10 protein-coding genes and 2 pseudogenes are annotated in these 22994 nt (G+C 66.4%); 6 read left to right on the top strand and 6 right to left on the bottom strand.

Features of this window, described 5'->3' with window-relative positions:
• Positions 1-308 precede the first annotated feature (308 nt).
• The 4 genes and pseudogenes from OG912_RS38930 to OG912_RS38915 form a co-directional block, all read left to right on the top strand.
• On the top strand, positions 309-4409 hold the full coding sequence (locus OG912_RS38930) for a LamG-like jellyroll fold domain-containing protein (RefSeq protein WP_327713292.1): 4101 nt from the start codon (positions 309-311) through the stop codon (positions 4407-4409).
• A 138-nt stretch (positions 4410-4547) separates the two neighbouring features.
• Positions 4548-11009, top strand: coding sequence for an RHS repeat domain-containing protein (locus OG912_RS38925; RefSeq protein WP_327713291.1), 6462 nt, complete (start codon positions 4548-4550; stop codon positions 11007-11009).
• Between the two features lie 143 nt (positions 11010-11152).
• Positions 11153-11656, top strand: coding sequence for a hypothetical protein (locus OG912_RS38920; RefSeq protein WP_327713290.1), 504 nt, complete (start codon positions 11153-11155; stop codon positions 11654-11656).
• Between the two features lie 301 nt (positions 11657-11957).
• Positions 11958-12373, top strand: a pseudogene (locus tag OG912_RS38915) (leucine zipper domain-containing protein); the annotation flags it as partial.
• Positions 12374-12461: 88 nt separating this feature from the next.
• Here the strand turns inward: OG912_RS38915 and OG912_RS38910 are convergent.
• Both OG912_RS38910 and OG912_RS38905 read right to left on the bottom strand, forming a co-directional pair.
• Positions 12462-12851 carry a DUF6009 family protein gene (locus OG912_RS38910; protein WP_327713289.1) on the bottom strand — a complete coding sequence of 130 codons (390 nt, stop codon included), beginning with the start codon at positions 12849-12851 and terminating at the stop codon, positions 12462-12464.
• Positions 12852-12999: 148 nt separating this feature from the next.
• On the bottom strand, positions 13000-14550 hold the full coding sequence (locus tag OG912_RS38905; protein ID WP_327713288.1) for a DNA primase family protein: 1551 nt from the start codon (positions 14548-14550) through the stop codon (positions 13000-13002).
• Between the two features lie 761 nt (positions 14551-15311).
• Between OG912_RS38905 and OG912_RS38900 the strand changes: the two genes are divergently transcribed.
• Positions 15312-15494, top strand: coding sequence for a hypothetical protein (locus tag OG912_RS38900; protein WP_327713287.1), 183 nt, complete (start codon positions 15312-15314; stop codon positions 15492-15494).
• A gap of 203 nt (positions 15495-15697) precedes the next feature.
• A complete protein-coding gene (locus OG912_RS38895) occupies positions 15698-17782 on the top strand; it encodes a LamG domain-containing protein (protein ID WP_327713286.1) in 2085 nt (694 codons plus the stop codon).
• Between the two features lie 118 nt (positions 17783-17900).
• Here the strand turns inward: OG912_RS38895 and OG912_RS38890 are convergent.
• The 4 genes and pseudogenes from OG912_RS38890 to OG912_RS38875 all read right to left on the bottom strand — a co-directional run.
• Positions 17901-18002, bottom strand: a pseudogene (locus OG912_RS38890) (site-specific integrase); the annotation flags it as partial.
• A gap of 323 nt (positions 18003-18325) precedes the next feature.
• Entirely contained in the window at positions 18326-19294 is a 969-nt protein-coding gene (locus tag OG912_RS38885; protein WP_327713285.1) for a recombinase family protein, read from the bottom strand.
• A 150-nt stretch (positions 19295-19444) separates the two neighbouring features.
• A complete protein-coding gene (locus OG912_RS38880; protein ID WP_327713284.1) occupies positions 19445-22528 on the bottom strand; it encodes a tetratricopeptide repeat protein in 3084 nt (1027 codons plus the stop codon).
• A complete protein-coding gene (locus OG912_RS38875; protein WP_327713283.1) occupies positions 22525-22950 on the bottom strand; it encodes a hypothetical protein in 426 nt (141 codons plus the stop codon). The genes OG912_RS38880 and OG912_RS38875 overlap by 4 nt, the downstream gene beginning before the upstream one ends.
• Positions 22951-22994 lie beyond the last annotated feature (44 nt).

The raw sequence follows: 22994 nt of genomic DNA, 5'->3' as shown, positions 1-22994 counted from the left end.
CTGTGATTTCCCTGCCTAGGGTCACACCTGGTTCCCATCTTCAGGGAATTCTCACAATGTGACTTTTCTAGGGTGGGGCTATGTGGGCGCGTATCCGATCGCGCGGCAGTACTGGGGTGTTGACGGGTGTCTTGGGTCTGGCGGTGATTGCTGGTCTGGGGCCGGACACTGCTTTCGCAGCACCTCCCCCTGCCGGCCAGGCCGCTGCGCTCCAGGAGGAGGGTGAGCCCACCTCATCGGGCGAGGCGAGCGTCGAAGCCGCCCAGGCGAAAGCCCGGCGAACGGGCGTCCCCGTTGAGGTGACATCGATGCGCAGCGAGACCAGTGATGTCTTCGCGACCACTGACGGCGGCTTGGAAGCGCGTGAGTATCTGCGGCCGGTCCGGACCCGGGTGGATGGTCGGTGGAAGCCGGTGGACACCGACCTGGCAGTGACCGAGAAGGGAACGGTTGCGCCGAAGGCGGCTGCGGTGGGGCTTGAGTTCTCCGGTGGTGGCGATGCGCCGTTGGTGCGGATGACGAAGGCTGGCCGTGAGCTGTCGCTGACCTGGCCCGGTGTGCTGCCGAAGCCGGTTCTCAGTGGTGCGCTCGCTACGTATCAGGATGTGCTTCCTGGGGTGGATCTGCGCATGGAGGCGCAGGAGACCGGCTACACGCAGTTGCTTGTGGTCAACTCGGCGGAGGCGGCTGCCGATCCTCGGCTCTCGGAGGTTCGGCTGAAGCTGGATGCGCAGGGGCTCGATGTCGTCCGCACGAGTGAGGGTGGCGTGCGGGCGGTGGACGAGGGTGCCGGCGGGACGGTTTTCGAGGCGCCGAGGCCGATGATGTGGGACTCGAGTGTTCCCGGTGAGGGCGCGGCCGCGAGTGGTTCCGCGTCGCGGGCATTGGCAGCGGCTTCGCCTGCTGCGGGCGAGGAGCCGGGTGCGACCGAGTCAGGGAAGCTGGCCCAGGTCGAGGTGGCTGTTCCGGCCGAGGGTGACGAGCTGGTACTGACGCCGGACTCGGACGTTCTTCGTGGGGCGGACACGGCGTATCCGGTGTTCATCGATCCCCAGTTCGATACGCCGCTGGCCTCGGGGTGGACGATGGCGTCGAAGTACTGGGCGTCGTCCCCGCAGTGGAAGTTCAACGGCGAGTCCACTGCGGGGATGGGTTACTGCAACTGGGCCTATTGCCAGCCGAACGATACTAAGCGGCTTTTGTACCGGATTCCCACGTCCAAGTTCGCGGGCAAGACGATCCTTTCCGCAGAGTTCGTCGTGCGTAACACGTGGTCTGCTTCCTGTTCCGCCCGGAGCGTCGAGCTGTGGCGCACGAAAGACATATCGTCCGCGACCACATGGAACTCACAGAATGCGGCTGGTTTCTGGATTAAGCAACTGAAATCTTCGTCTTTTGCGTACGGGTACGACGGTTGCTCAGCGAAGGATGCAGAGTTCGATGTGAAGTCCGCGGTCCAGGAGATCGCCAACGCCGGGTCGTCGACGATGACGTTCGGGCTACGTGCGGCAAGCGAGTCGGACGGGTACGCGTGGAAGCGGTTTTCAAACAAGGCGTTTCTGCGGGTGAAGTACAACCGGCCGCCGGCCCAGGTCAAGATGTCGCAGTTGACGATGCAGTATGGCGGGGCGTGCAAGAGTCCGAGCGCGTCGCCGCCGATGGTGCGCACTCTCGGAGTGATCTACGCCAATGGTGTCACCGACCCTGACGGTGACAAGGTTGCCGTTCAGTTCCGGGCAGGCTGGGATACTAAGGACGGTAAGGGTCTCATCGCACGGTGGAAGCCCGCACTGACCACTTTCAAAGCATCGGGCTCGCAGTTCTATATCTCCCTGCCTGCGTCCGTATTGCCCAAGGACGGGACACAGATCAACTGGTATGTGCGGACCTACGACGGGGCGCAGTACTCACCCTGGTCCAACGCAGGCAGCGCCACCAGCTGCTACTTCACATACGACGCGGCAGCTCCTGCGACTCCGACCATCACGTCGTCCGACTATCCCGAGTCAATACGTGGCGAAGACGATCCCTGGTTCGACGGCGTAGGCAAGTACGGAACGTTCCAGCTCAAGGGCTCGGACTCTGATGTCACCAAGTACTGGTACGGCATCAATACCGACCCGTCCCCGAAGAACACAGTGGCCACATCAGCTGGGGCGGCAAAGTCGATCAAACTACTGCCGTCCAAGGTGGGAGTGAACTTCATCATGGCCCAGGCGATCGACGGATCGGGCCGTGCCAGCGCTCCTTATACGTACCAATTCAAGGTAAGTGCCGGCCAGCCCGAGAGGGCTATGTGGGAGATGGACGACGACGCCGCGGCAGGCCAGGCCGAAGGCAGCTCCGGTGCCCGCGTCGCCACTCTCCACGGTGGGGCGACCCCCGAGGTGGAGGGCAAGAAGGGAACCGCCCTCCACCTCGACGGCGCGACCGGATATGCGGCAACCGATATCCCGACCATCAACACGGCGAACGGCTTCAGCGTCTCGGCCTGGGTCAAACTTGACAAGATTCCCGACAACGCTGCGATCATCGCAGCGCAGCCCGGCAACTATGCACCAGGATTCGAGCTCTACTACTCCGCGGAAAAGACGCGGTGGGTCTTCAATCAGTTCTCCTCGGACACGCCGAACGCTTCCATCATCAGAGCAATGGCACCTGACCCAGGCGGCGTGGCCGTTGGTGAGTGGACGCACCTTGTCGGGATCTACAGCGGCGTGGACAAGGCGCTGTCTCTGTATGTCAATGGCACGCTGGCCGGCTCCACCCCGTACACGACGGCGTGGGATGCACGCCGCGGGCTGCAGATCGGTGCCGGCAAGTACGACGGCGTCCTGAAGTCGTTCTTTCCCGGCACCATCGATGAACTGCGCATCTTCGACAAGCCGATCAGCGCCGCGGAAGTGGCAAACCTGTACCGGCTCGAGCCCATAGGCAACGGCCGAACGGCCCGTACGGTCTTCCCGCTGGACGAGCCCGAATATCAGCCCAAGGCCGAAAACGAGACCGAGGCCAAAAAGACGACCGAGGTGGTCGGACACGCCGATACCCAGCCACTGGCGCTCAACGGCGGTGCCCAGCTCGGAGCCGCAGGCCTCGCCGGCCACGCCCTGCAGCTGGATGGCACGACGGGCTACGCCCGCACCGCCGCCCCGCACACCGACACCCAGCGCCCCTTCACCGTATCGGCGTGGGCAAAGCTCGACCGTCTTCCCGACGGGGCGGCCACAGTCGTGGCGCAGTTGGGCACCAACCGGCCCGGCTACGAGCTGTACTACTCCAACACCTACAACCGATGGGGCTTCAAGCAGTTCTCGGACGATGCGGTGGGCGCCTCCCAGATCGCTGCTCTTCAACCGGAGGGGGCCAAGGCCTACGCCGGTGACTGGGTACACCTGGTCGGGGTCCACGACCAGGTAGCGCAGACGCTGACTCTGTACGTCAACGGTGCCAAGGCCGGCAGCGTCGCTGCCCCGGCCGAGCCCTTCTACGCTGGTGGGAACGTCCAGGTCGGAGCACTGAGCGTCGACGGCGGCAGGCTCATCGAGTACTTCCCCGGGCAGATCGATGACGTGCGTCTGTACGACCGGCCGGTCTCTGCTGAAGAAGTCCAGCAGATGTTCCGTCAGAGCCCGGTGATCGAGGGGCGCTGGCAGTTCGAAGAGGCAACGAGCACCCTCCCGCCGACGGTGGCCGATGCGACGCCGGAGAACAGGCCCATGAGTCTGTACGGATCTGCGCGGCTGGGGTCGGGGCAGATCGACAACAGCGGCCTGGAACTCGATGGTGAGAGTGCTTACGCGGCAACCTCGACGATGCCCGTCGATACGGGGGTGAGCTTCACCATGACGGCTTGGGCTCAGGCGGCAGCAGTGCCTGACCACAGCATGGTCGTGATGAGTGCCGAGGGCACAAACCGCAGCTCGTTCGAGGTCCGTTTCCAACCTGATCCGAAGAATCCTGAGGGGCTCGGCAGTTGGGTGTTGTCCGTTCCGGACAAGGACAGCACCACGGGGGCCACGGTGACTGCCGTGAGCAACACCGCGTTCAACGATGTCACCAGCTGGAATCACCTGGCAGTGGTGTATGACGGGTTCGCCAAGGAGCTCCGCCTGTACGTCAACGGCCAGATCCAGACCGCGGTCTGCAGTGGTGCGGACAGCGACGAGGGGGCAGGCGAACCTGCTTGTGAGATCCCCGGGTCCTTGGCAGAGGACGCGCTCAGCTTCAAGGCTGCGAAGTCCGTGCAAATCGGCCGGGCGAAGGAAGACCTGCCCGGCAGCTACTTCGCTGGCTCGGTGGACGATGTGTGGGCGTTCCAGGGTGCCCTGGACGACAGCCAGGTCCAGCAGCTGAACGGAACCCTCTTCGACATCCCGACCGAGGTTCCCAGCGGTAACCGCTTCTGAAGTCTCTCGTATCGGGTGGGCGGGCCCACGCGGGCCCGCCCACCCAATACGACCAGCGCTCTTGCGGATTTTCACTTCATCTTCTGCGCTCGGCTCACATAGGTGGCCGGGCGCCCAACAGCGATGGACACGCCACTTATGAAAGCCACCCCCGGGGCCCGGCTGCTCCGCAGAACATCACTCGCGCTATCCAGCGTCCTCATCGCGTCCCTGCTGCAGGGTGTAGCGGCGCCCGTATCCGTCGCAGCCAGCAATCTGCCGGGGGCGCCGTCGTCGGAGAAGCCCGTCGCAGGCAGCAAGACCGGCAAGGTCAAGCCGCGTGCACAGTACACGGGCTCCCGGGTACCGGAGAAGGCTCCTCGGGCCAAACTGCCGCAGCCCACCCAGGTCACCACAGCGCTTCCGGCTCAGGGTGCCAAGGGCGCGAAGCGGTTCGCCTCGCCGCAGGGGCAGCCGATCGGGCTCGCGCGTGCCACGAGTGGCGTGGCGGGCAAGAGCAAGACGAAGAGCGGCGCGGCCAGCGAGGCCGCTGATCCGAGCAGTGTCACCTCACGAATCCTCGACTCCCAGCACGCCAAGCGGGCAGGGGTGAAGGGGTTGCTCTTCACCCTCGCCCCGAAGGTTCCTGCCTCAGCCGGCAAGGGCGAAACACCGGTCGATGTCTCCGTCGACTACTCCTCCTTCGCCCAGTCCTTCGGCGGCTCGTATGCCTCCCGCATGCACCTGGTTGAGCTGCCTTCCTGCGCACTGACAACACCTGAGCAGGAGAAGTGCCGTGTCGCCAAGCCGGTCGCCGCAGTCCGCGACAGCGCTCAGCAGACGCTGACCGCCAGCGCCGTCGCACTCCAGACAGTCGCACCCACGGTCCTGGCAGCCACGGCAACAACAGAGGGAGACAAGGGCGACTACAAGGCCACCTCTCTCTCGCCCTCCTCGACATGGAGCACCAGCCTCAACTCCGGTGACTTCAACTGGTCCTACGACTTCCAGGTTCCCGATGTACCGGGCGGCATGAAGCCGAGCGTCGGCCTTTCCTACTCCTCGGGCGCCATCGACGGGCGTACCGGCGGGACGAACAACCAGGGTTCCTGGGTCGGAGACGGTTTCGACCTGTCGTCCGGGTCCATCGAGCGCCGCTACAAGCCGTGCGCGGACGACGGTGTGAAGAACGCTGACGGCAGCAAGCCCGGCGACCTGTGCTGGTCCTACGACAACGCGTTCATCTCGTTCAACGGCTCAGGTGGCGAGCTTGTACCGGACGGTGCCAACGCCTTCAGGTTCAAGAACGATGACGGTACGAAGATCGTCCGTCTCTTCGACACCAAGAAGGAGAACGGCGACAACGACGGCGAGTACTGGCGACTGACCACGCCGGATGGAACCCGCTACTACTTCGGCTACAACCATCCCCCGGGATGGGCTGCGGGCAAGGCGGCCACAGACTCAACGTGGACCGTCCCAGTTTTCGGGAACAACACCGACGAGAAGTGCCACGGCGCAACCTTCGCCGAGTCCTGGTGCCAGCAGGCATGGCGGTGGAACCTCGACCTGGTCATCGACGCCCACGGCAACACCATGACCTACCAGTACGGCAAGGAGCAAAACTCCTACGGCCGCAATCTGAAGGCCGATGACGACACCACGTACGTCCGCGGTGGGTACCTCAAGAACATCAATTACGGCCTGCGGTCCAACGACACCTACGCCAAGCCGCTGGCCCAGGTTATCTTCGACAACGCAGAGCGCTGCCTTCCACAGACCGGCGTGACCTGCGAAGAAGACACGATCGACTCAAAGTCCAGCTACTGGTACGACACGCCTTGGGACCTGAACTGCAAGGCTGCCAGCAGCTGCGACAGCGGCCGGCTCTCCCCGTCCTTCTGGACCCGCAAGCGGCTGACCGGCATCAGGACTCAGGTGCTCAAGGCCGACGGGACCCCCGGCAAGGTCGACTCCTGGGCGTTCGAACACCACTGGGGTAAGGCGGATGTCGACTACCAGCTGCTGCTGGACAGCATTCAGCACACCGGTGAATCGGCAACGCCGACCATCAAGCTGCCGAAGACCACGTTCACCTATACACAGCTTGCGAACCGCCTCGACAAGACTGGGGACGGCTACGCCCCCTTCATCAAGGATCGCCTCTTCACGATCTCCGATGAGTCGGGCGGCAAGGTCAGTGCCAACTACTCCGAGCCGACGTGCAACTGGAGTGGTCTGCCGACCCCCGAGACGAACACCACTCGGTGCTTCCCGCAGTACATCGGCGGTGACAGCACCGATGGCGCGAACCTTCAGTGGTTCAACAAGTACGTCACCACATCGGTGACCAAAACGGACCGTACAGGGAAGTCGCCTGACCAAGTCACGCAGTACGACTACATCGGCGATGCCGCTTGGCATTACGACGATGACGACGGGCTGACCAAGGAGAAGGAGAAGACCTGGTCCCAGTGGCGTGGCTACGAGCACGTCAGGGTCAGGACCGGTGGGCAGGGCGGCACCGGTGAGATGAAGACCCAGCAGGACAGCTACTTCCTGCGCGGCATGAACGGCGACCGGAAGGACGCTGCTGGAGGTACCAAGTCCGTCTCCGTCACACCGGACGCGGACGAAGGCGAAGCCATCACCGACCACGAAGCCGTTGCAGGCTTCGGCTACAAGACGATGACCTTCGACAAGCCCGGTGGCAAGGTTCTCGGCAAGACGATCAGCCGTCCCTGGTACCAGCAGACCGCGAAGAAGGTCCGGGACTGGGGCACCGTCACCTCCAACTTCACCGGTATCTCCAGCAGCAAGACCTGGACGTCGCTGGACGCGGGTGCAGGCACCAAGTGGCGCACCACCGCAACGGCCACCAAGCACGACACCGTTGCCGGCCGCGTGATCGAAGCCGACGACTACGGCGACGACTCCACCTCGATTGACAACACATGCACACGTACCACCTACGCTGGCGATGCGGCCACCGCAATCCTCAGCATGCCGGTTCGCGTGGAGACGGTCGCAAAGGCCTGTGACGCGTCCGTCGACCGGAAGAAGGACGTCCTGAGCGACGTCCGCTCGGTCTACGACGGTGGCGCCTACGGTGCCGTCCCCACGAAGGGGGACGTGACTGCCATCGCCACCCTGAAGAGCCATGACGGTACGAAGGCGACCTATCTCGAAGCCGGGGGCACGTTCGACAGCTACGGCCGGCAGCTGACGGTGACCGACCTGACCGCGAATGTGACGGTCACGGATGACGGCACCCCGGTCCGGACCGCCCGTACGGACGGTCGCATCACCACGACCGCGTACACGCCCGCCACCGGATTCGCTACTCAGGCGAAGGTGACCACACCACCAGCCCAGGCTTCCGACGCGACAACAGCGCAGACCACCACCACGGACATCGACCCGGCGCGGGGGCTTGTCGCCAAGCAGACCGACACGAACAACAACGTCACCCAGTACGCGTACGACGCACTGGGACGGACGACCAAGGTCTGGGCAGCCAATCGCCGCAATACGTCGACGCCCACCGCAGAGTTCGTTTACACGGTCGCCGAGGGCAAGGCGGTCGCGGTCACAACCAAGTCGCTGAACAACACCGGCGGGCAGATCACGACCTACGAACTGTTCGACGGATTTCTCCGAAGCCGCCAGACCCAGGAACCCGGGCCCGATGGCGGCAGCATCCTCACGGACACCTTCTACGACGAACGTGGCCTCGCGACCCGGGCCTTTGCGCCGTACTACGTCACCGACGCGGCCAGTACCGAGCTCTTCGAGCCGAATAACGCGCTCTCGGTCGAAACCCAGATGCTTGTTGCGTACGACGGGCTGAACCGCGCCGTACAGGCCCAGGAGATGGCCGGCAACGGTGATGAAGGCCAGATCCTCAGCACCACCAAGACCATCTACGGCGGGGACCGTGTCACTGTCATCCCACCGGTCGGCGGCACAGCCACCACCACCCTCAGCGACGCACGCGGCAACACCACGGAACTGCGCCAGCTCCACACCCGTGCCGCTACCGCTGCCTACGACAGCACCTTCTACCACTACACGCCGCGCAATGAACTGGACGAGGTAACCGACCCCGCCGGCAACAACTGGACGTACACCTACGACCAGCTGGGCCGTAAGGATTCGGCGACTGACCCGGACCAGGGCACCACGACCACGAAGTACGACGACCGTGGCCAGGTGACGTTCGTCCAGGGCTCGCGTACCGACGTCCCCGGACTCGCCTACGTCTACGACAACCTCGGCCGCCAGACCGAGGTACGCGAGAAGTCCGCCACCGGAACCCTGCGGACGAAGCAGGTCTACGACACCGTCACAGGTGCCAAGGGACAACTCGCCGAATCAACCCGCTATGTGAACGGGCAGCCCTACACATCAAAGATCACCCAGTACGACGAGCTGTACCGGCCCACCCGGACCGCCGTTGTCATCCCTGCCGTCGAAGGCGCCCTCCAGGGCACCTACCAGACCGGAACAACCTTCCAAACCTCCGGCTTGATCGCTTCCTTCGCCTACTCCGCAGCCGGTTCACTGCCAGGCGGCTCCGTCAACTACACCTACGACAACGCCACGCTGCGCCCGGAAACCGTCTATGGGGAGGGCATGACCTCGCGCGTCAGCAGCTACAGCAACACCGGCAAGCCTCTGCAGTTCCAGATGGGGCTGAGTGGCGGAAGCAAAATCACAGAAGTCACCAACTCCTACGAACCGGGAACCCAGCGCCTGGCCACCTCCCGCGTGGATCGAACGGGCCAGTCCGGATCCGACCGCTACGCCGTTTACGCCTACGACGAAGCAGGAAACGTCCGCTCGGTATCGGACGCCACCACCACCGGCACGGACAACCAGTGCTTCACCTACGACTACCTCGGCCGTCTCACCGAAGCCTGGGCCCAGCCCGTCGACACCTGCGTGGCCACACCCGCCGCAGACAAGACCGGCGGCCCAGCCCCGTACTGGCAGTCCTTCACCTACGACAAGGCCGGCAATCGTGCCACCCAGACGCAGCACGACATAGCGGGTGACGCGGCAAAGGACGTCAAGGACACCTACTCCTACCCCACCCCCGGCTCACCCCACGCGCACCGCCTGACCTCACGGACCGTCACGGGCCCTGCCGGAAGCAGCACCGACAACTACACCTACGACGCGAGCGGGAACACCATCACCCGCCCGGGCCAGTCGCTCACCTGGGACGTCGAGGGCCACCTGGAAACTGTCACCAAGAGCGGCAAGACCACCAGCTACCTCTACGACGCCTCCGGCAACCGGCTCATAGGCCGAACCCCGACCGAGACCACCCTGTACCTGGGGAACACCGAAGTCACCCTTCCCACCGGCGCCACCAAGGCCAAGGCCACCCGGTACTTCGACCTCGGCGGCGGCCAGACAGCCATCCGCAACGACGACGGCACCTTCGCCTTCACCATCGCCGATCACCACGGCACCGGCGAACTCGCCATCCAAGCCACCGACCTTGCCATCACCCAGCGACGCTCCCTTCCCTTCGGCGGAGAGCGCGGCCCGGCACCCGCCACCTGGCCCGGCACCAAGGGCTTCGTGGGCGGCACCAACGACACCAAGACCACCGGTCTCACCCACCTCGGCGCACGCGAATACGACGCCGACCTCGGCCGCTTCATCTCCATCGACCCGGTCCTGGACGTAGCCGACCCCCAGCAGATGAACGGCTACACGTACAGCAACAACAACCCTGCCACCTTCTCCGACCCCACTGGCCTGTATCTCGATGACGGCACCGGCCACAGCATGAACCGCACAGGCAAGCAGCGAAAAGATCTCGGCAAGCCCATCGGGGGTACCGGCCCGAACGGCTGCTACTACACCTGCCATCAGAGCAGCAGCGGTACGACACCGAGCCCCAGTCCTGGAGCAGCACCGTCGCCCGAGCCACCCACAGGTCCGGGTATCACGGACCTTCCACTCCGGCTCGTTCAGCCGGTGGCCCGCGTCGTCTACCGCCTCTTTAAATCAGCGCTCCTTATGGACCCCCCCGAGCCGCAACTCATGTGTACGGTCGACGGGCGGTGCGATTACCTAACGCCCAGCGATCAGGTCATACCTTGGACCCCCGGTGGCCCAAGCCGTCTCCTAGCAGGAGCACGAGCCGGCGAGGAAGCTTTTTCTGTTACACAAACGCTGAAAGCCCTGAAGGACGCAATTAAGCGAAACGTGTATAAAGCGGGTGGGCCCACCAATGGACTTGGGATTACCAGCAAGGGAAGCATCTACAGCGTCCAGAGCGGCAATAAGGTACTCGACAAGAAATTGATAGATATTCTCAATGGAAGACTCCAGCAATTGGGCATCACGAAGGGCGCATCGACGTCAGCTCGCGCTAGTGATGCAGAACAGAAATTTGCTGCGGTCATGATCAGGGACGACATCAAAAAAGCCGAGATCTATATCAATAACCCAGCAGGGCCATGCAGGCAGCCACTCGGTTGCGATGCCGTGCTGAACAGAGTTCTGGGCAAGAGAGAACTGACGGTACACTGGCCGAATGCACGGGGAGGTTTTAATGAGTGGACCTACGGCAACGGTAAAGTGGGAATGGGTGGAAGGTAGGGCAATCATGCCGTAGATTGACCATACAGAAATCACGGAGTGGCCGAGCGCCCCAGTTGGTGCTCGGCCACTCCGAGTGTCACTATGTTGCCTTGTCTCAAGCATGTCGCTGAGCCGGGTGGCTACTCGAAGGGGCGGGTTACGTGAGTGGAAACGAAAGCCGGGAGCACTGGGAGCTCATTCCTGGAGCTGGAATCGGGCCCCTGCGGTACGGGATGACCTCAGCTGAGGTCGCCGCAGCGCTCGGAGTATCAGAGGCACAGAAAGTGACGGATGGTCCCTACGAACAAGAAGAGTTCGCCAACGGGGTACAGGCGTTCTACGACGCAGGCAGCCTTGCGTGCATTGCTTTGAATGCAGCCATGGGCCCGCAGGTCCTATTGGAAGGTTTCGCACTAGCCGGCCACGACCCTGAGCAGACGCACCAATTCCTCCTCGACTACGCCGCCGAATACGGAGGTTGCTTGTTGTACACCTCCGATGGCTCCCTGGCTTTGACTGACCTGGGGGTCCTTCTGCGCTCACAGGAGGTCGATGGCGTGCGAATGTCGAGGCCTCTGCTCGTCAAGGAGGACTGGCTCGAGTCAGAGTACTACCGCGATCACCTTCCTTTGGAAGGTGATCCGATTCCGTTTGCCGGGTCATAAAGTTCGAAATATACAATGGCCCGAGACACCTCCTGAATCCACTGGCTCAGTTAGCAAGTGATGGATTCGCATGAGCGGGTCGGTGTTTCTGTTGTCGGGCGTGGAATGACCTCTGACCTGCCCAGCCTTTCCGCTTGTCCACAGGCCTCGGGCCCTCACGGGCGGGTCGGGCAGGCCCTAGGTGTTCTGTCCAGGGAGGTTGTGGACGGTGATGCAGGTCTCGGCTTGGTGATCTTGAACGCATGAGGGCCTTCCGGGTTCGGTGTGGATTGCGACGTCTACACCAGCCCGAAAGGCCCTCATGCCCCACCGTAATGCACCTCTGACCGAGACCGGACGTCTGCGGCTGGCCCGCTGCGTGATGGATGACGGATGGGCTCTGCGCCAGGCAGCGGAGCGGTTCCAGGTCTCGCCGACCACAACCCAGCGGCGGGCCGGGCGATACCGCAAACTCGGTGAGGCGGGGATGAGCGACCGTTCCAGCCGCCCCGCCACAGTCCTCGGCGCACGCCGACCCGGACCGAACGCCGGATCATCAAGGTCCGCCTCACACGGCGGTGGGGACCGGCCCGCATCGCTCACCTGGTGGGCCTGGTGCCCTCCACTGTGCACCGCATGCTGGTCCGCTTCGGCCTGGCCCGGCTCAGTCATCTCGACCGGGCCAACGGCCACGTCATACGCCGCTACGAACGCGACCGACCCGGCAAACTCATGCACTACGTGCCGCAAAGACCTTCTTCACGGCGGCGGTCTGGCCACGTACGCAGGGGTGCCGCCTCGGGGCAGCCCGAAGCGGCACTCAGTCTCAGGTGGAAGCGGCCTGTATCTGCGCGGTGGCCTGGGACCGGGCAGTCTTGGCGCCGGTCTTGCCCACGTCGATGGTTCGGGGGTCAACGGCTTCGAGGGGCGAGCCGACCGCGTAGGGACCGTCAGGGTCGTCGGGCCGGTTAGGACGGTCGTGTGGCAGGAGGTAGAACGTGCGTCGGGGGAACAGGCCGCTGTCCGGGAGCCGCGGCGCGGTGGGAGCGAGGTTGGTGTAGCCGACGAGCCGGCCGTCGCGTTCGTAGCGGGGCTTGCCCCGGCGGGTGGTGACCTTGTCGAGGGCCTGGCGGACGTAGTCGAGGTCTTCGGTGCTCTCCAGCCAGACGACTTCGGCTTCCTGGGCGAGATCGCCTTCCCGTGGGATCGCGCTCACTTCGCCTCCTGGTTGTCTGCGGCCGGCTGCCCGCCGACAGGTCTTGCATTCATTCCGTCGCTCCTTCGGTGGAACGAGCGGAACTGCTGACGAAAGCACCACCCATCGTACGGTCGTTCTTCCCCAGGCCACCGTGTGCCAGTCGTCATCATGACGGTGCTCCTTCTCCGTCACAGTCCTCAGCAAGGAGTGCAAGGCCCGGGTAGAGCTTGGTCGCGTTGTTCTTGATCATGTCCGCCGGTGAGGTCAGGCCGAGCTCCTGGCGGATACGGCCGGCGAAAGCCCGGCTCGTCGACGGGCGGATCATCTCCTCCGAGCACCAGCGGCCGTACACCTCGTACAGCAGCTTCTGCTCGACACGCAGGTCCGGATTCGGACGGCCGTCAGCGCACCGGGTGCAGCGTTCGGTGAGGAAACGGCCGATGTGGTCCTCGGTCGTCTCGTACGCCGCGGTCGCCATCCGTACGGAGTCCGGCCCGGTCAGCGGGTCTCGGGTGGTCAGGTAGAGGCGGGCGCCCTCGATCAGCCACTGCAGGATCCCCGGGCCCTCGTCCTGGACAAGCTCGGCGGCAAGGTTGTCGATCTTCAGCTCGTTCGGGACGGTCCGCTCGAACGGGATGAGACGGATACGGCGCCAGAACGCGTGCCCGCCGGTGCCGACTTCGGGACGGTGATTGCCCAGCAGCCACAGCTTGTGCGTCGGCCGGAACGTCATGAAGTCCTGCCGCATACGGCGGGCAGTGATCCTGTCGCCGCCGGTCAGGAGCTTGACGCGGGACTCATTGAACTTGTCGTTCTGCTTCAGCTCACTGCACACCACGATCCGCCGGCCGTGCAGTTCCGTCAGCTCCGTGCTGTGCTCGGCGAACTTCCCCTTCTCCATCAGGAAGCCCGGCGGCGCGGCATTGGCGTAGTCACCCAGAATCTGGGTGATCACCTCCAGCAGGACCGACTTGCCGTTGGCGCCGGTGCCGTAGAGGAAGGGCAGGACCTGGGCGCCGACGTCGCCGGTGATGGAGTAGCCGAGCAGCAGGTGCAGGAAGCGGGTGGTCTCCAGTCCCTGCTCGTCCTCACCGAAGGTGTCGTTGAGGAACCTCTTCCACCGCGGGATCGGGATGTCCCGGGGGGCGACCTGGGTGGCGCGCGAGTGCATGTCGTTCAGCGGGTCCGGGTCGCTGAGCTTCCCGGTACGCAGGTCGACGACCCCGCCCGGCGTGCACAGCGCGTAGATATCACCGTCCAGGACCTGCGGGTCCAGGCGCATGCCGGGGGCTGCCTGGGCCTGGAACAGCATCGCTTTCACTCCGGCCGTGGACTCCGAGCGCTTGCGGTGCGCAGCGACTTCCCGGTTGCTGAAGCGGCCCTTCGGGTCGGTCTCGGCGAAGCTCTCCGCCATGTCGCCGGCCGCCCAGACCGCTGCCTCCTCGCCGCCGGTCAGCTTCCATCGGTAGCAGTTCCAGGAGTGCCATCCCATGCCGACCACGTAGCGGAACTGGTCGGAGTAGAGACGGGCGAACAGCTTCGCGTTGCCGCGGTCGGTCAGCGCATCTGGCAACACTCTTGTGGTGTCGGCGGCCGGGTAGCGGGCGTCCGACTGCTGAGCGGGCAGAAGCGGCTGTTCCGGAGACAGGCTGCGGCTGTGTTCATGGATCTGTTCGGCTGCCCTCTGCGCGTCGAAGCGCGCCGGCTCGGCGTTCATGACCGTCCTCGAAGATGGACTCGGTGCCCGGCATCCACGTTCGGCACACAGCGGACGGTCATGCCTCCTGAGGACGGGGCCACCCGCCTGTCCTGGGAGGTCTCCTGGCCGGCAACGCCGTGGTCCGGCGACGCGGCGGACCCGGTCGGCAGGGGTTCGGGCTGACGGGGCAACGGCTGTCCTTGTCGCGATACGTACTGGAACCATGTCGCCCAGTCCGCCCCACCTGCCACGGCCTCATGGAGAGGTGCGGGCTCAACGGGGCTGACGGGACTGAACTGTCGGCATTGCGAAACAGAGCGTAGTCCACTCACCCGGCCACAGAAGCGCTTCTTCGCCGTGTCCCGAAAGTTGAGTCCCGTCAGCCCCGCGCAAGCTGGCCTGGGGGGCGGTGCCGTCGGAAGTTCAGTCCCGTCAGCCGCTGAGGGTTTCAGTCCCGTTCCACATACCGGCAGGTCAGGGGCTTACGGACCCGATGCACGGGACTGACGGGACTGAAACTGTCAGTTATGAGCCGCATAGAGCACTACTTGTATGTGCGCGCCCGCGTGTACATGACAGTACATATATAGGTGATAACCCCAGAGTTCAGTCCCGTTAGTCCCGTGGAAGAAGAGTTCACCCATGCTGACCTGGCATTTCTCTATGCGGGACTGAACGGGACCGAACACGCCACGGGACAGAGACGGCGGCCGACGTCATCAGGCCGCGGAACCTGGCTTTCCCCCGTCAAGTCGGTGCGAGGGAGTGTGCGGCCCGTCATGCTCAGGCTTGTACGGAGCCTCGGCGGGCATGGCCGCCAAGCGCAGCTGCGCGTCAGCACCGGCACGGACGACTTCGCGGCAGGTGCAGCGGTACCCCGGACCCTGATCGGTCAGTCGGTGCGGCCGATGGGCGACGGGCAGCCGTGCGACCCGCATCTCCAGCTCCACGTCACGGGGTGACCTTCCACCGTGCGGCGGCCCCTTGGTCCGCCTGGTCCGCAAATCGGAGCGGCTGTCACACCTCGCCGATAAGGTCACGACGGGGCGGATGGGGTGCTGGTGACAGTGCTTCACCTGCGAGGGGGGACGGGCCGGATGGCGGGCCGCCCGTTTCGGCCATGCCATGACGCGGGTCCCCGTGCTGACCGACCGGGAGTCGTATCGTGCCAAGAACCACGTTTCGCGCACTGACCGTCGTACTTGCCGCAGGGATGGCCATGGGCACCTCGCTGCCGGCCTTCGCGCTGTCCGGGCAGCGGCCGGCACGGCCGTCCCTCGACCAACTGGCCACGGGGGACCGGCCCTGTGATGCGGTCACGCCGACCGAGGTGCGGTTCTCCCCCACCCTGAGGGCCGTACTGAACGACCCCGACGGCGATCCGGTCAGCGCGCAGTTCGAAGTCACCTGGAACACCGAGGGCTCCACAGAGCCGAGTCGTCTGCGGGCCGCCACCACGTTCAAGGCCGACGGGTCGGCGTTCTCCTGGACGGTTCCGGACACGGTCCCGGAGGGACCGGTCAGCTGGCGGGTACGGGCCAAAGATGCCGATGGCTACGGCCCCTGGAGCGACTCGCTGCACCAGGGCCGGTGCCAGTACGTCAAGGACGGCCACGCACCAGCCGCGCCTCAGGTCACCTCGTCGGACATACCGCTCGGCAGCGACGAGTGGGTGGACGCCGTGGGGCGCTACCCGGCCTTCACCTTCGCCTCGGCCTCTCCCGACGTCACCGCGTATCGCTACGCCTTCGGTGTGGGGGCGGTCGCGGCCACCGCGCGACCGGACGAGCGCGGTGGGCCGGTGACCGTGCGGCTGACGCCGCCCTCCCCGGGAGTGACGACCCTGGAGGTCCAGTCGGTCGACGGGGCGGGGAACGTCAGCGAGCCCACCCGGTACACCATCCTGGTCGGCTCGCCCGCGGGCGACGTCGCCCGGTGGAAGCTGGACGACCCCGTGGGCTCCATGAGCGCCGAGGCGGCTGCCGGCGGGACGCCGGCCTGGTTGAAGGCGGGCGTCACCTTCGGCGCTGAGGGCCCGAGCGGCACGACCGCCGTGGGTGCCGCCGCGTTCGACGGCTCCTACGGCGCCGGTCTCGTGGCCGAGACCGGCGCCGCGGACTCCACCAAGACCTTCACCGTCAGCGCGTGGGTCCGTCCCGAAGAAACCGACCTGGGCATGACGGCGGTCAGCCAGACCGGCTTTCTGGCACCCTCCAACTTTTCTCTGGGCACGGCGCTCGGCGAGGACGGACAGCCCTCCTTCACCTTCTCCCTCCCCGGGACGGCCGGGGCGACCCGCATCACGGGCGGCTCCCCGATGCCGGGCGACTGGTCCCACCTCACCGGCGTCTACAACCCGGTGACCGGGACCGCGCAGCTCTACGTCGACGGCGCCCTCGCCGGATCCGGCGACGCCGCCGTCCCCGACGGCACTCAGGGATACCTGCAGATCGGGCGCGAAATGGAGGACGACGGCATCCACTGGACCGGCGCCTGGCACGGAGACATTGCCGATGTCCGCGTCTGGGACCGGATCGTGCTGCCCGACGAGATCGCCGATATCGGCCACCGCACACCGCAGCGCACTGGGTACTGGGCGATGAACACCGTGCGCACCGACGAGTCGTACATCGACACGCCGGATGCCGGCGGAAGCCAGAGCCTCATCCTCTCCGGCGACGCACACCTGGACACGACCGACCCACTGACCGGCGAGGGCAGCATCTCGCTCGACGGCGACGGTGACTACCTCGACAGCGACGGGCACCAGGTCGACACCGACCGGAGCTACACCGTCACGGCCCAGGTACGGCTGCACGAGTGGCTGCCCGAACAGGACATGGCGATCCTCGCCCAGGGCGGCGACGAGGCCGACGCCTTCACCCTGCGCTACCGGGGAAGCGACACCACCTGGGAAGCCGTCTTTGCCCATGCCGACACCGCCGAGGCACCGGCGACCAGGTTGACCGCTTTCTACGGCGAGGGAACGCACCACCTCGCGGTGCAGTACGACAGCAAGGCCGGCCAGGTCCGCCTCTTCGTCGACGGGACCCTCGCCGACAGCGCCCCGTACTCCGCGACCGACGCCTGGAATGCCTACCGAGCGCTCCAGGTCGGCCGGGACGGCGCGGGGCAGGGCGGGTCCCACCACCTCGACGGCGACGTGGACGAAGTACGCACCTATGCCGGCGTGTTGTCGCCGACGGAGATCCGCCGGCTCTGCGAACCGGGCGAGCACCCGGACCTGTAGAAAACGTGGCCCGCTCGCAGCGCCCCTGCGAGCCGGCCCCCCAGGGCGGCGGAGCCGTCACTGCGGCGGTGGCCACGGACTGGACTGCGGTTCGGCCGCGCGTACACCGACGGCACGGGAAGCGGCGGACGTTCTCCGGCTTCTTGTGCTGGGACTTCCCCATCAACATCAGCAGGGAGGCGCCCTGCTCTCCGAGGTGGGTGAGGGCGGAATGGCGGGCGAAGCGCTGCCCCTGCGGCTGATCGCCGGTCAGAGGGCCGGCGGGCAGATCCCTCTCACCCAGGACGACATGGCGGCGATCCTGGACGTGCCGCGACAAACCCGGCGCACCAGGACGTCATGGACCACGGAATCGTGCTGAAGCGCCGACCCGGCGTCTACCAGTTCAACCCGCCGTACTCGTACGTCGCGGGTTGAACTGGTCGCGCGGAGCCGAAGGCCGCTCCGAGTATGTGCAGGTGGACCAGCAGGACGCGTTGGAAGAGCTGCGGGCAGGCCCTGTTCTCGTATAGCTACCGCCAGGTGGTGTGTAGCGCTGAGTAACTACTTGGGGCTGCGGTCGCGCTGCTGGAGGGCGGCGAAGTCGGCGTGTGCCGTTTCGACGGCCTCCGGGTACGCCTGGGTCTTCTCGTGCTCGGCCAGCGCCCGATAGATGCTGGAGAGGCTGGGGCTCTGTCCCTTGCGGCGGCCAGTGGGGATGAGGAGGTCGGGCTGGATGTCCTCGACGGTCTCGCTGTTCGCGCGGCGGCGGAGCACGGTGTGCAGCATGTCGTCGGTGATGACCGGCGGTCGGCCGCCGTGCTTGCCCTTGCGGGCCGCGGCGTCCAGCCCTTCGAGGGTGGACTCCCGGATGTTCTCCCGTTCCGTCTCCGCCATTGCTGCGAAGAACCCGAACAGTAGGCGCCCCGGTCCGCTGGGGTCGTACATCCCCTGGAGAGGGCCGGCGAGCATTTCCAGGACCAGGCCGTGGGCGGTGAGGTGGTCGGCGAGCGCGGTCAGCTCCGCGGCGTCGCGTCCCAGACGCTTCATCTCGTTCACCGTGAAGATGACGCGGCAGTGCGGGGCGTGGGCCTTGATCTCCCTCGCGGCGGCGAGCGCGGCCTCGAACTGCGGGCGGACCCGCATCCGGGTGCTGATCTTCTCGGCGAAGATCTTGTCCCGTGGGATGCCGTGTCCGGCGAGCGCGTCGAGCTGCGACTGGAGTTCCTGGGTGAGGCTTGAGCACCGCGCGTACCCGATGCGGATGTCCGCGGTCGGGGTGTCGTGATCGACAGGCGCGGGCGCCGGGGTACCGGGCCGCCACGGCTGGCCGGGGCCGCGGTCGGCGGGGGTGGGCACGCGCAGGAGTTTCGCGAGCCGGGGCACCTTGGTGAAGCGGCCGGTGTGGTAGGTCCCGGCAACCGCGCCGGAACGCGAGCGGCAGGGTGAGCCTGGCTGAGCGTTACAGCGTGGGCAGGGGTGGCGCTCGACGTCGTCCGCTTCGGACATGAGTGCGATCAGAGGGTCCGTCATGACCCCGGATACTGTCACAAACATTTCCCAGAACACGCCTGGTTCCACTTTTGAGTGAGAACGAGTTGTGACAGTGAATCCGCGACCCGGACCGCTTCCGTCGACTGTTCTTGATCTTGCTCCGAGAAAGGGTCATTTGTGGGAATCGGGTTAGCCGCGGTTGGCCGCGAGCCAGTCACGGACTGTCTGCGCGTCCTGGAGTCGGCCAAGGCCGATGAGCACCTCTACCTGCAGGCTCAACACCTCACGCAGAGGCGAGAGAAAGAGAAGCGGGTGGGACCTCATCGGGATGAGCCTGCGGTAGATCTCCACTGCCTCGCTCGTGGCTCGCAACGCACCGGAGAGATCCTGCTCCCCCCTAAAACGCACTGAGGCTAAGACGTACAGCGAAATGGCGAGGTTGGGTTCGTAGGCGCCCGGGTTGCCTGCCGCCAGACGGCGGTACATCCTCACCGCCCGCTCGATGGCGGTCATGGCCTCCGCCCACCGCCCCAGCTTCGACAGATCGTCCCCGAGGTTGGACAGCGAAAGGGCGAGGTCGGGTTCGTAGGCCGCCGGGTCGACCGCCGCCAGACGCCTCCGGATCGCCACCGCCTGCTCGGTGGCGGTCAGGGCCTCCGCCTGCCGACCCGTCTCCGACAGCTGGACGCCGAGGTTGGACAGCGAAAGGGCGAGATTGGGTTCGTAGGCGTCCGGGTTGCCTGCCGCCAGCCGGCGGTACATCGCCACCGCCTGCTCGGTGGTGGTCAGGGCCTCCGCCTGCCGACCCGTCTCCGACAGCTGGACGCCTAGACTGGACAGCGAAATGGCGAGGTTGGGTTCGTAGGCGTCCGGGTTGCCTGCCGCCAGCCGACGGTACATCGCCACCGCCCGCTCGGCGGCGGTCACGGCCTCCGCCCGCCGCCCCAGCTTCCACAGATCGCCCCCGAGGTTGGACAGCGAGGCGGCGAGGTCGGGTTCGTAGGCGTCCGGGTTGCCTGCCGCCAGCCGGCGGTGAATCTCCACCGCCTGCTCGGTGGCGGTCAGGGCCTCCGCCCGCCGCCCCACCCTCGACAGATTGGCCCCGAGGTTGGACAGCGAAAGGGCGAGGTCGGGTTCGTAGGCCGCCGGGTCGACCGCCGCCAGACGCCTCCGGATCTCCACCGCCTGCTCGGTGGCGGTCAGGGTCTCCGCCCGCCGCCCCATCTCCGACAGATTGGCCCCGAGGTTGGACAGCGAAAGGGCGAGGTCGGATTCGTAGGCCGCCGGGTCGACCGCCGCCAGACGCCTCCGGATCTCCACCGCCTGCTCGGTGGCGGTCAGGGCCTCCGCCCGCCGCCCCATCTCCGACAGATTGGCCCCGAGGTTGGACAGCGAGGCGGCGAGGTCGGATTCGTAGGCGTCCGGGTTGCCTGCCGCCAGCCGGCGGTAAATCTCCACCGCCTGCTCGGTGGCGGTCAGGGCCTCCGCCCGCCGCCCCATCTCCGACAGATTGGCCCCGAGGTTGATCAGCGAGGCGGCGAGGTCGGATTCGTAGGCGGGGGTGGTTCGAGCGAGGCGTTGCCAGGCTGCGTGAGCGTCCTGCGCGGTTGTGAGGGCGTTGTCGCGGAGTCCGGCATGGGAAAGGGCCATGGCGAGGGCGTCGTTGGTGCGGGCGTGGATGAGGGGATCTTGTGTGGTGGCGAGACGGTGGCGGGCCAGGCGGGAGGTGATGGCGGCGACGCCGACGTCGAGGTCGGCGTGCCGGCCGGTGGGGAGGTGGGGCTCGATGGCTTCCAGAACGTTGACGTCGATGTGGTCGAGTCCGGCCAGGGCCGCGAGGGCGGCGCCGCCAGCGTGCAGGGCGAGTTCAGGATGTTTCGTGAGCAGGGGATAGAGCTGGCCGGTGGCGACATGGGGCCAGCGGCGGGCGGTTTCGATCAGCACGGTCAGGGTGTCGCGGGTCCAGGGTGCGGGCGCGTCGGTGCCGGTGCGGCCAAGGATGAGGCGTTGGGCAATCTGGTGGGCCCAGTCGTCGGTGACCGCTCCGGACACTGGGTGGGATGCGCTGGGATCGTCAGGGCTGGGCGGGGTGGTCAGACCGATGAAGTCTTCGCTGAGGCGGTCGGGGTACAGCGGTTCCAGGACCGTGTGGCTGTGGGCCGGGGGGTAGCAGCGCTGGTGGTCGTCAAGGAGGGTGTTGGCCGCTGCGTCGGTGTCGGCGAGCCCGGTGCGGTGCAGGACGTCCCAGCCGTGAGGGTCACGGGCCAGGGGCCGGGTGAAAGTGGCAGTCAGCACGGTGCGGCCCATCGCGGTCGGCCCGGTGGACAGTACTCGTGCCGGGGGCCGATGCAGCTCGCTCCAGTAGGAGCGTTCGCGTTTCAGGAGGTAAGCAGAGGCGCGGGCGGGGTCGGTGGGGGCATGGTCATCGTGGCGGCGGGCGTCGACGGCGGCCAGGGCCGCGATGTGGATGGTCAGGACCTGGGCGTAGTCATCGTCGGTGTCCAAGGTCGAGGGTGGACCGATACAGAGGGCCTGGTCGGTTGGCAGGCCGAGGTGGTCGGCAAAGCGGTCCCGGGCCCGCTGAAACAGTTCGGCGCGTGCCTGCGGGTCGGCGGCCAGGGGCGGCAGCAGGCGGGTACTGGCGCCGGCGTCGAGATGGTCGCCGATCCAGGTGTCAAGGCTGTCCCACCAGTCTCCGGCCGGGCGGGCCAGCAGCAGGACACGAACTGGGACGCTATTGCGGGTCAGGAGCGCTCCGCGCAGCAGTTGGCGCAGGTCGGCGGTGGGCCAGCGTTCGGCGTAGTCGGCCACCAGCAGGATTCCGACCCCGGTTTCGGGGGGTGGGGTGGAGGCGAGGGGGTCGGCGTCGGCCTCGTTGACGGCCGCCTGCCACACCGTCCAGCCCGCTTGGCGGCTGAGTTCGGCGAAGTGAGCAGCCAGGCGGGTCTTGCCCTGCCCGCCGGGACCGTGGACCAGCCGGATGGCTAACGGGTCGGCCGCCTCGTCGCGCCAGCGGGCCAGAGCATCGAGGTCGGTGCGGCGGCCTGTGAAGGGCACCACCTGATGCCCGGCCCGCAACAACCGGGAGGGCTGTGCGGCAAGTGCGCGGGCCCGGACCGGACGGGCCGCAGCGGGGAAATCCTCGATCCGGTAGCCAGGCTTCCAGTGGTAGACAAACTGGACGTGCTGGGTGCCGTGGTCACCGACCTGCAGTGCGGTCGGTCCGATGAAAGTGCTGCCGCGAACGCCGCCACCGGGGCCGGCGTCGGTCATGCTTCGGGGCCGAAGCGGACATCCTGCCGGTTGTTGTTCCCGGCCTGGAACGCGGTCGGCCCACTGAACGTGTTGTCGGACACCAGCGCACCGTCGCTAGCCGGCCCCGCCCCGGCCTGCTCCAGCAACTCCCTCAACTGGTCGGCGGCATGGGCGCGCTGCTCGTCGCCCAGGTTCCCCAGCAGGGTCTCGATGCGGGTCCGCCACACGGTCTCGTGGCGCTCCCGGACCAGCTCCACCGTACTGTCGTCTGCGGCCGCGAGCTCGGCCGCGCTGCTGTCCAGCCGCTCCACCTCTCGGCGCTCCCGCTCGGTGTCCCCCCGGCCGAACCATCGCGCCACCTGACCTCGCAGGCCGTTCCACGCATCGGTCCCCACCGCCTGCACCACGGCGGTGCCCCCCGCCGCTGCCAACGCCGTCAACGCCTCACTCAACATCCCCAACCCCCTGCTGTCACTGGCTGCCC

The organism is Streptomyces sp. NBC_00464 (genome assembly GCF_036013915.1).
In the GTDB taxonomy this organism is placed as follows: Bacteria; Actinomycetota; Actinomycetes; order Streptomycetales; family Streptomycetaceae; genus Streptomyces.
The sequence above is the reverse complement of the archived record's forward strand: the minus strand, read 5'-3'. Positions and strand labels throughout refer to the sequence as shown.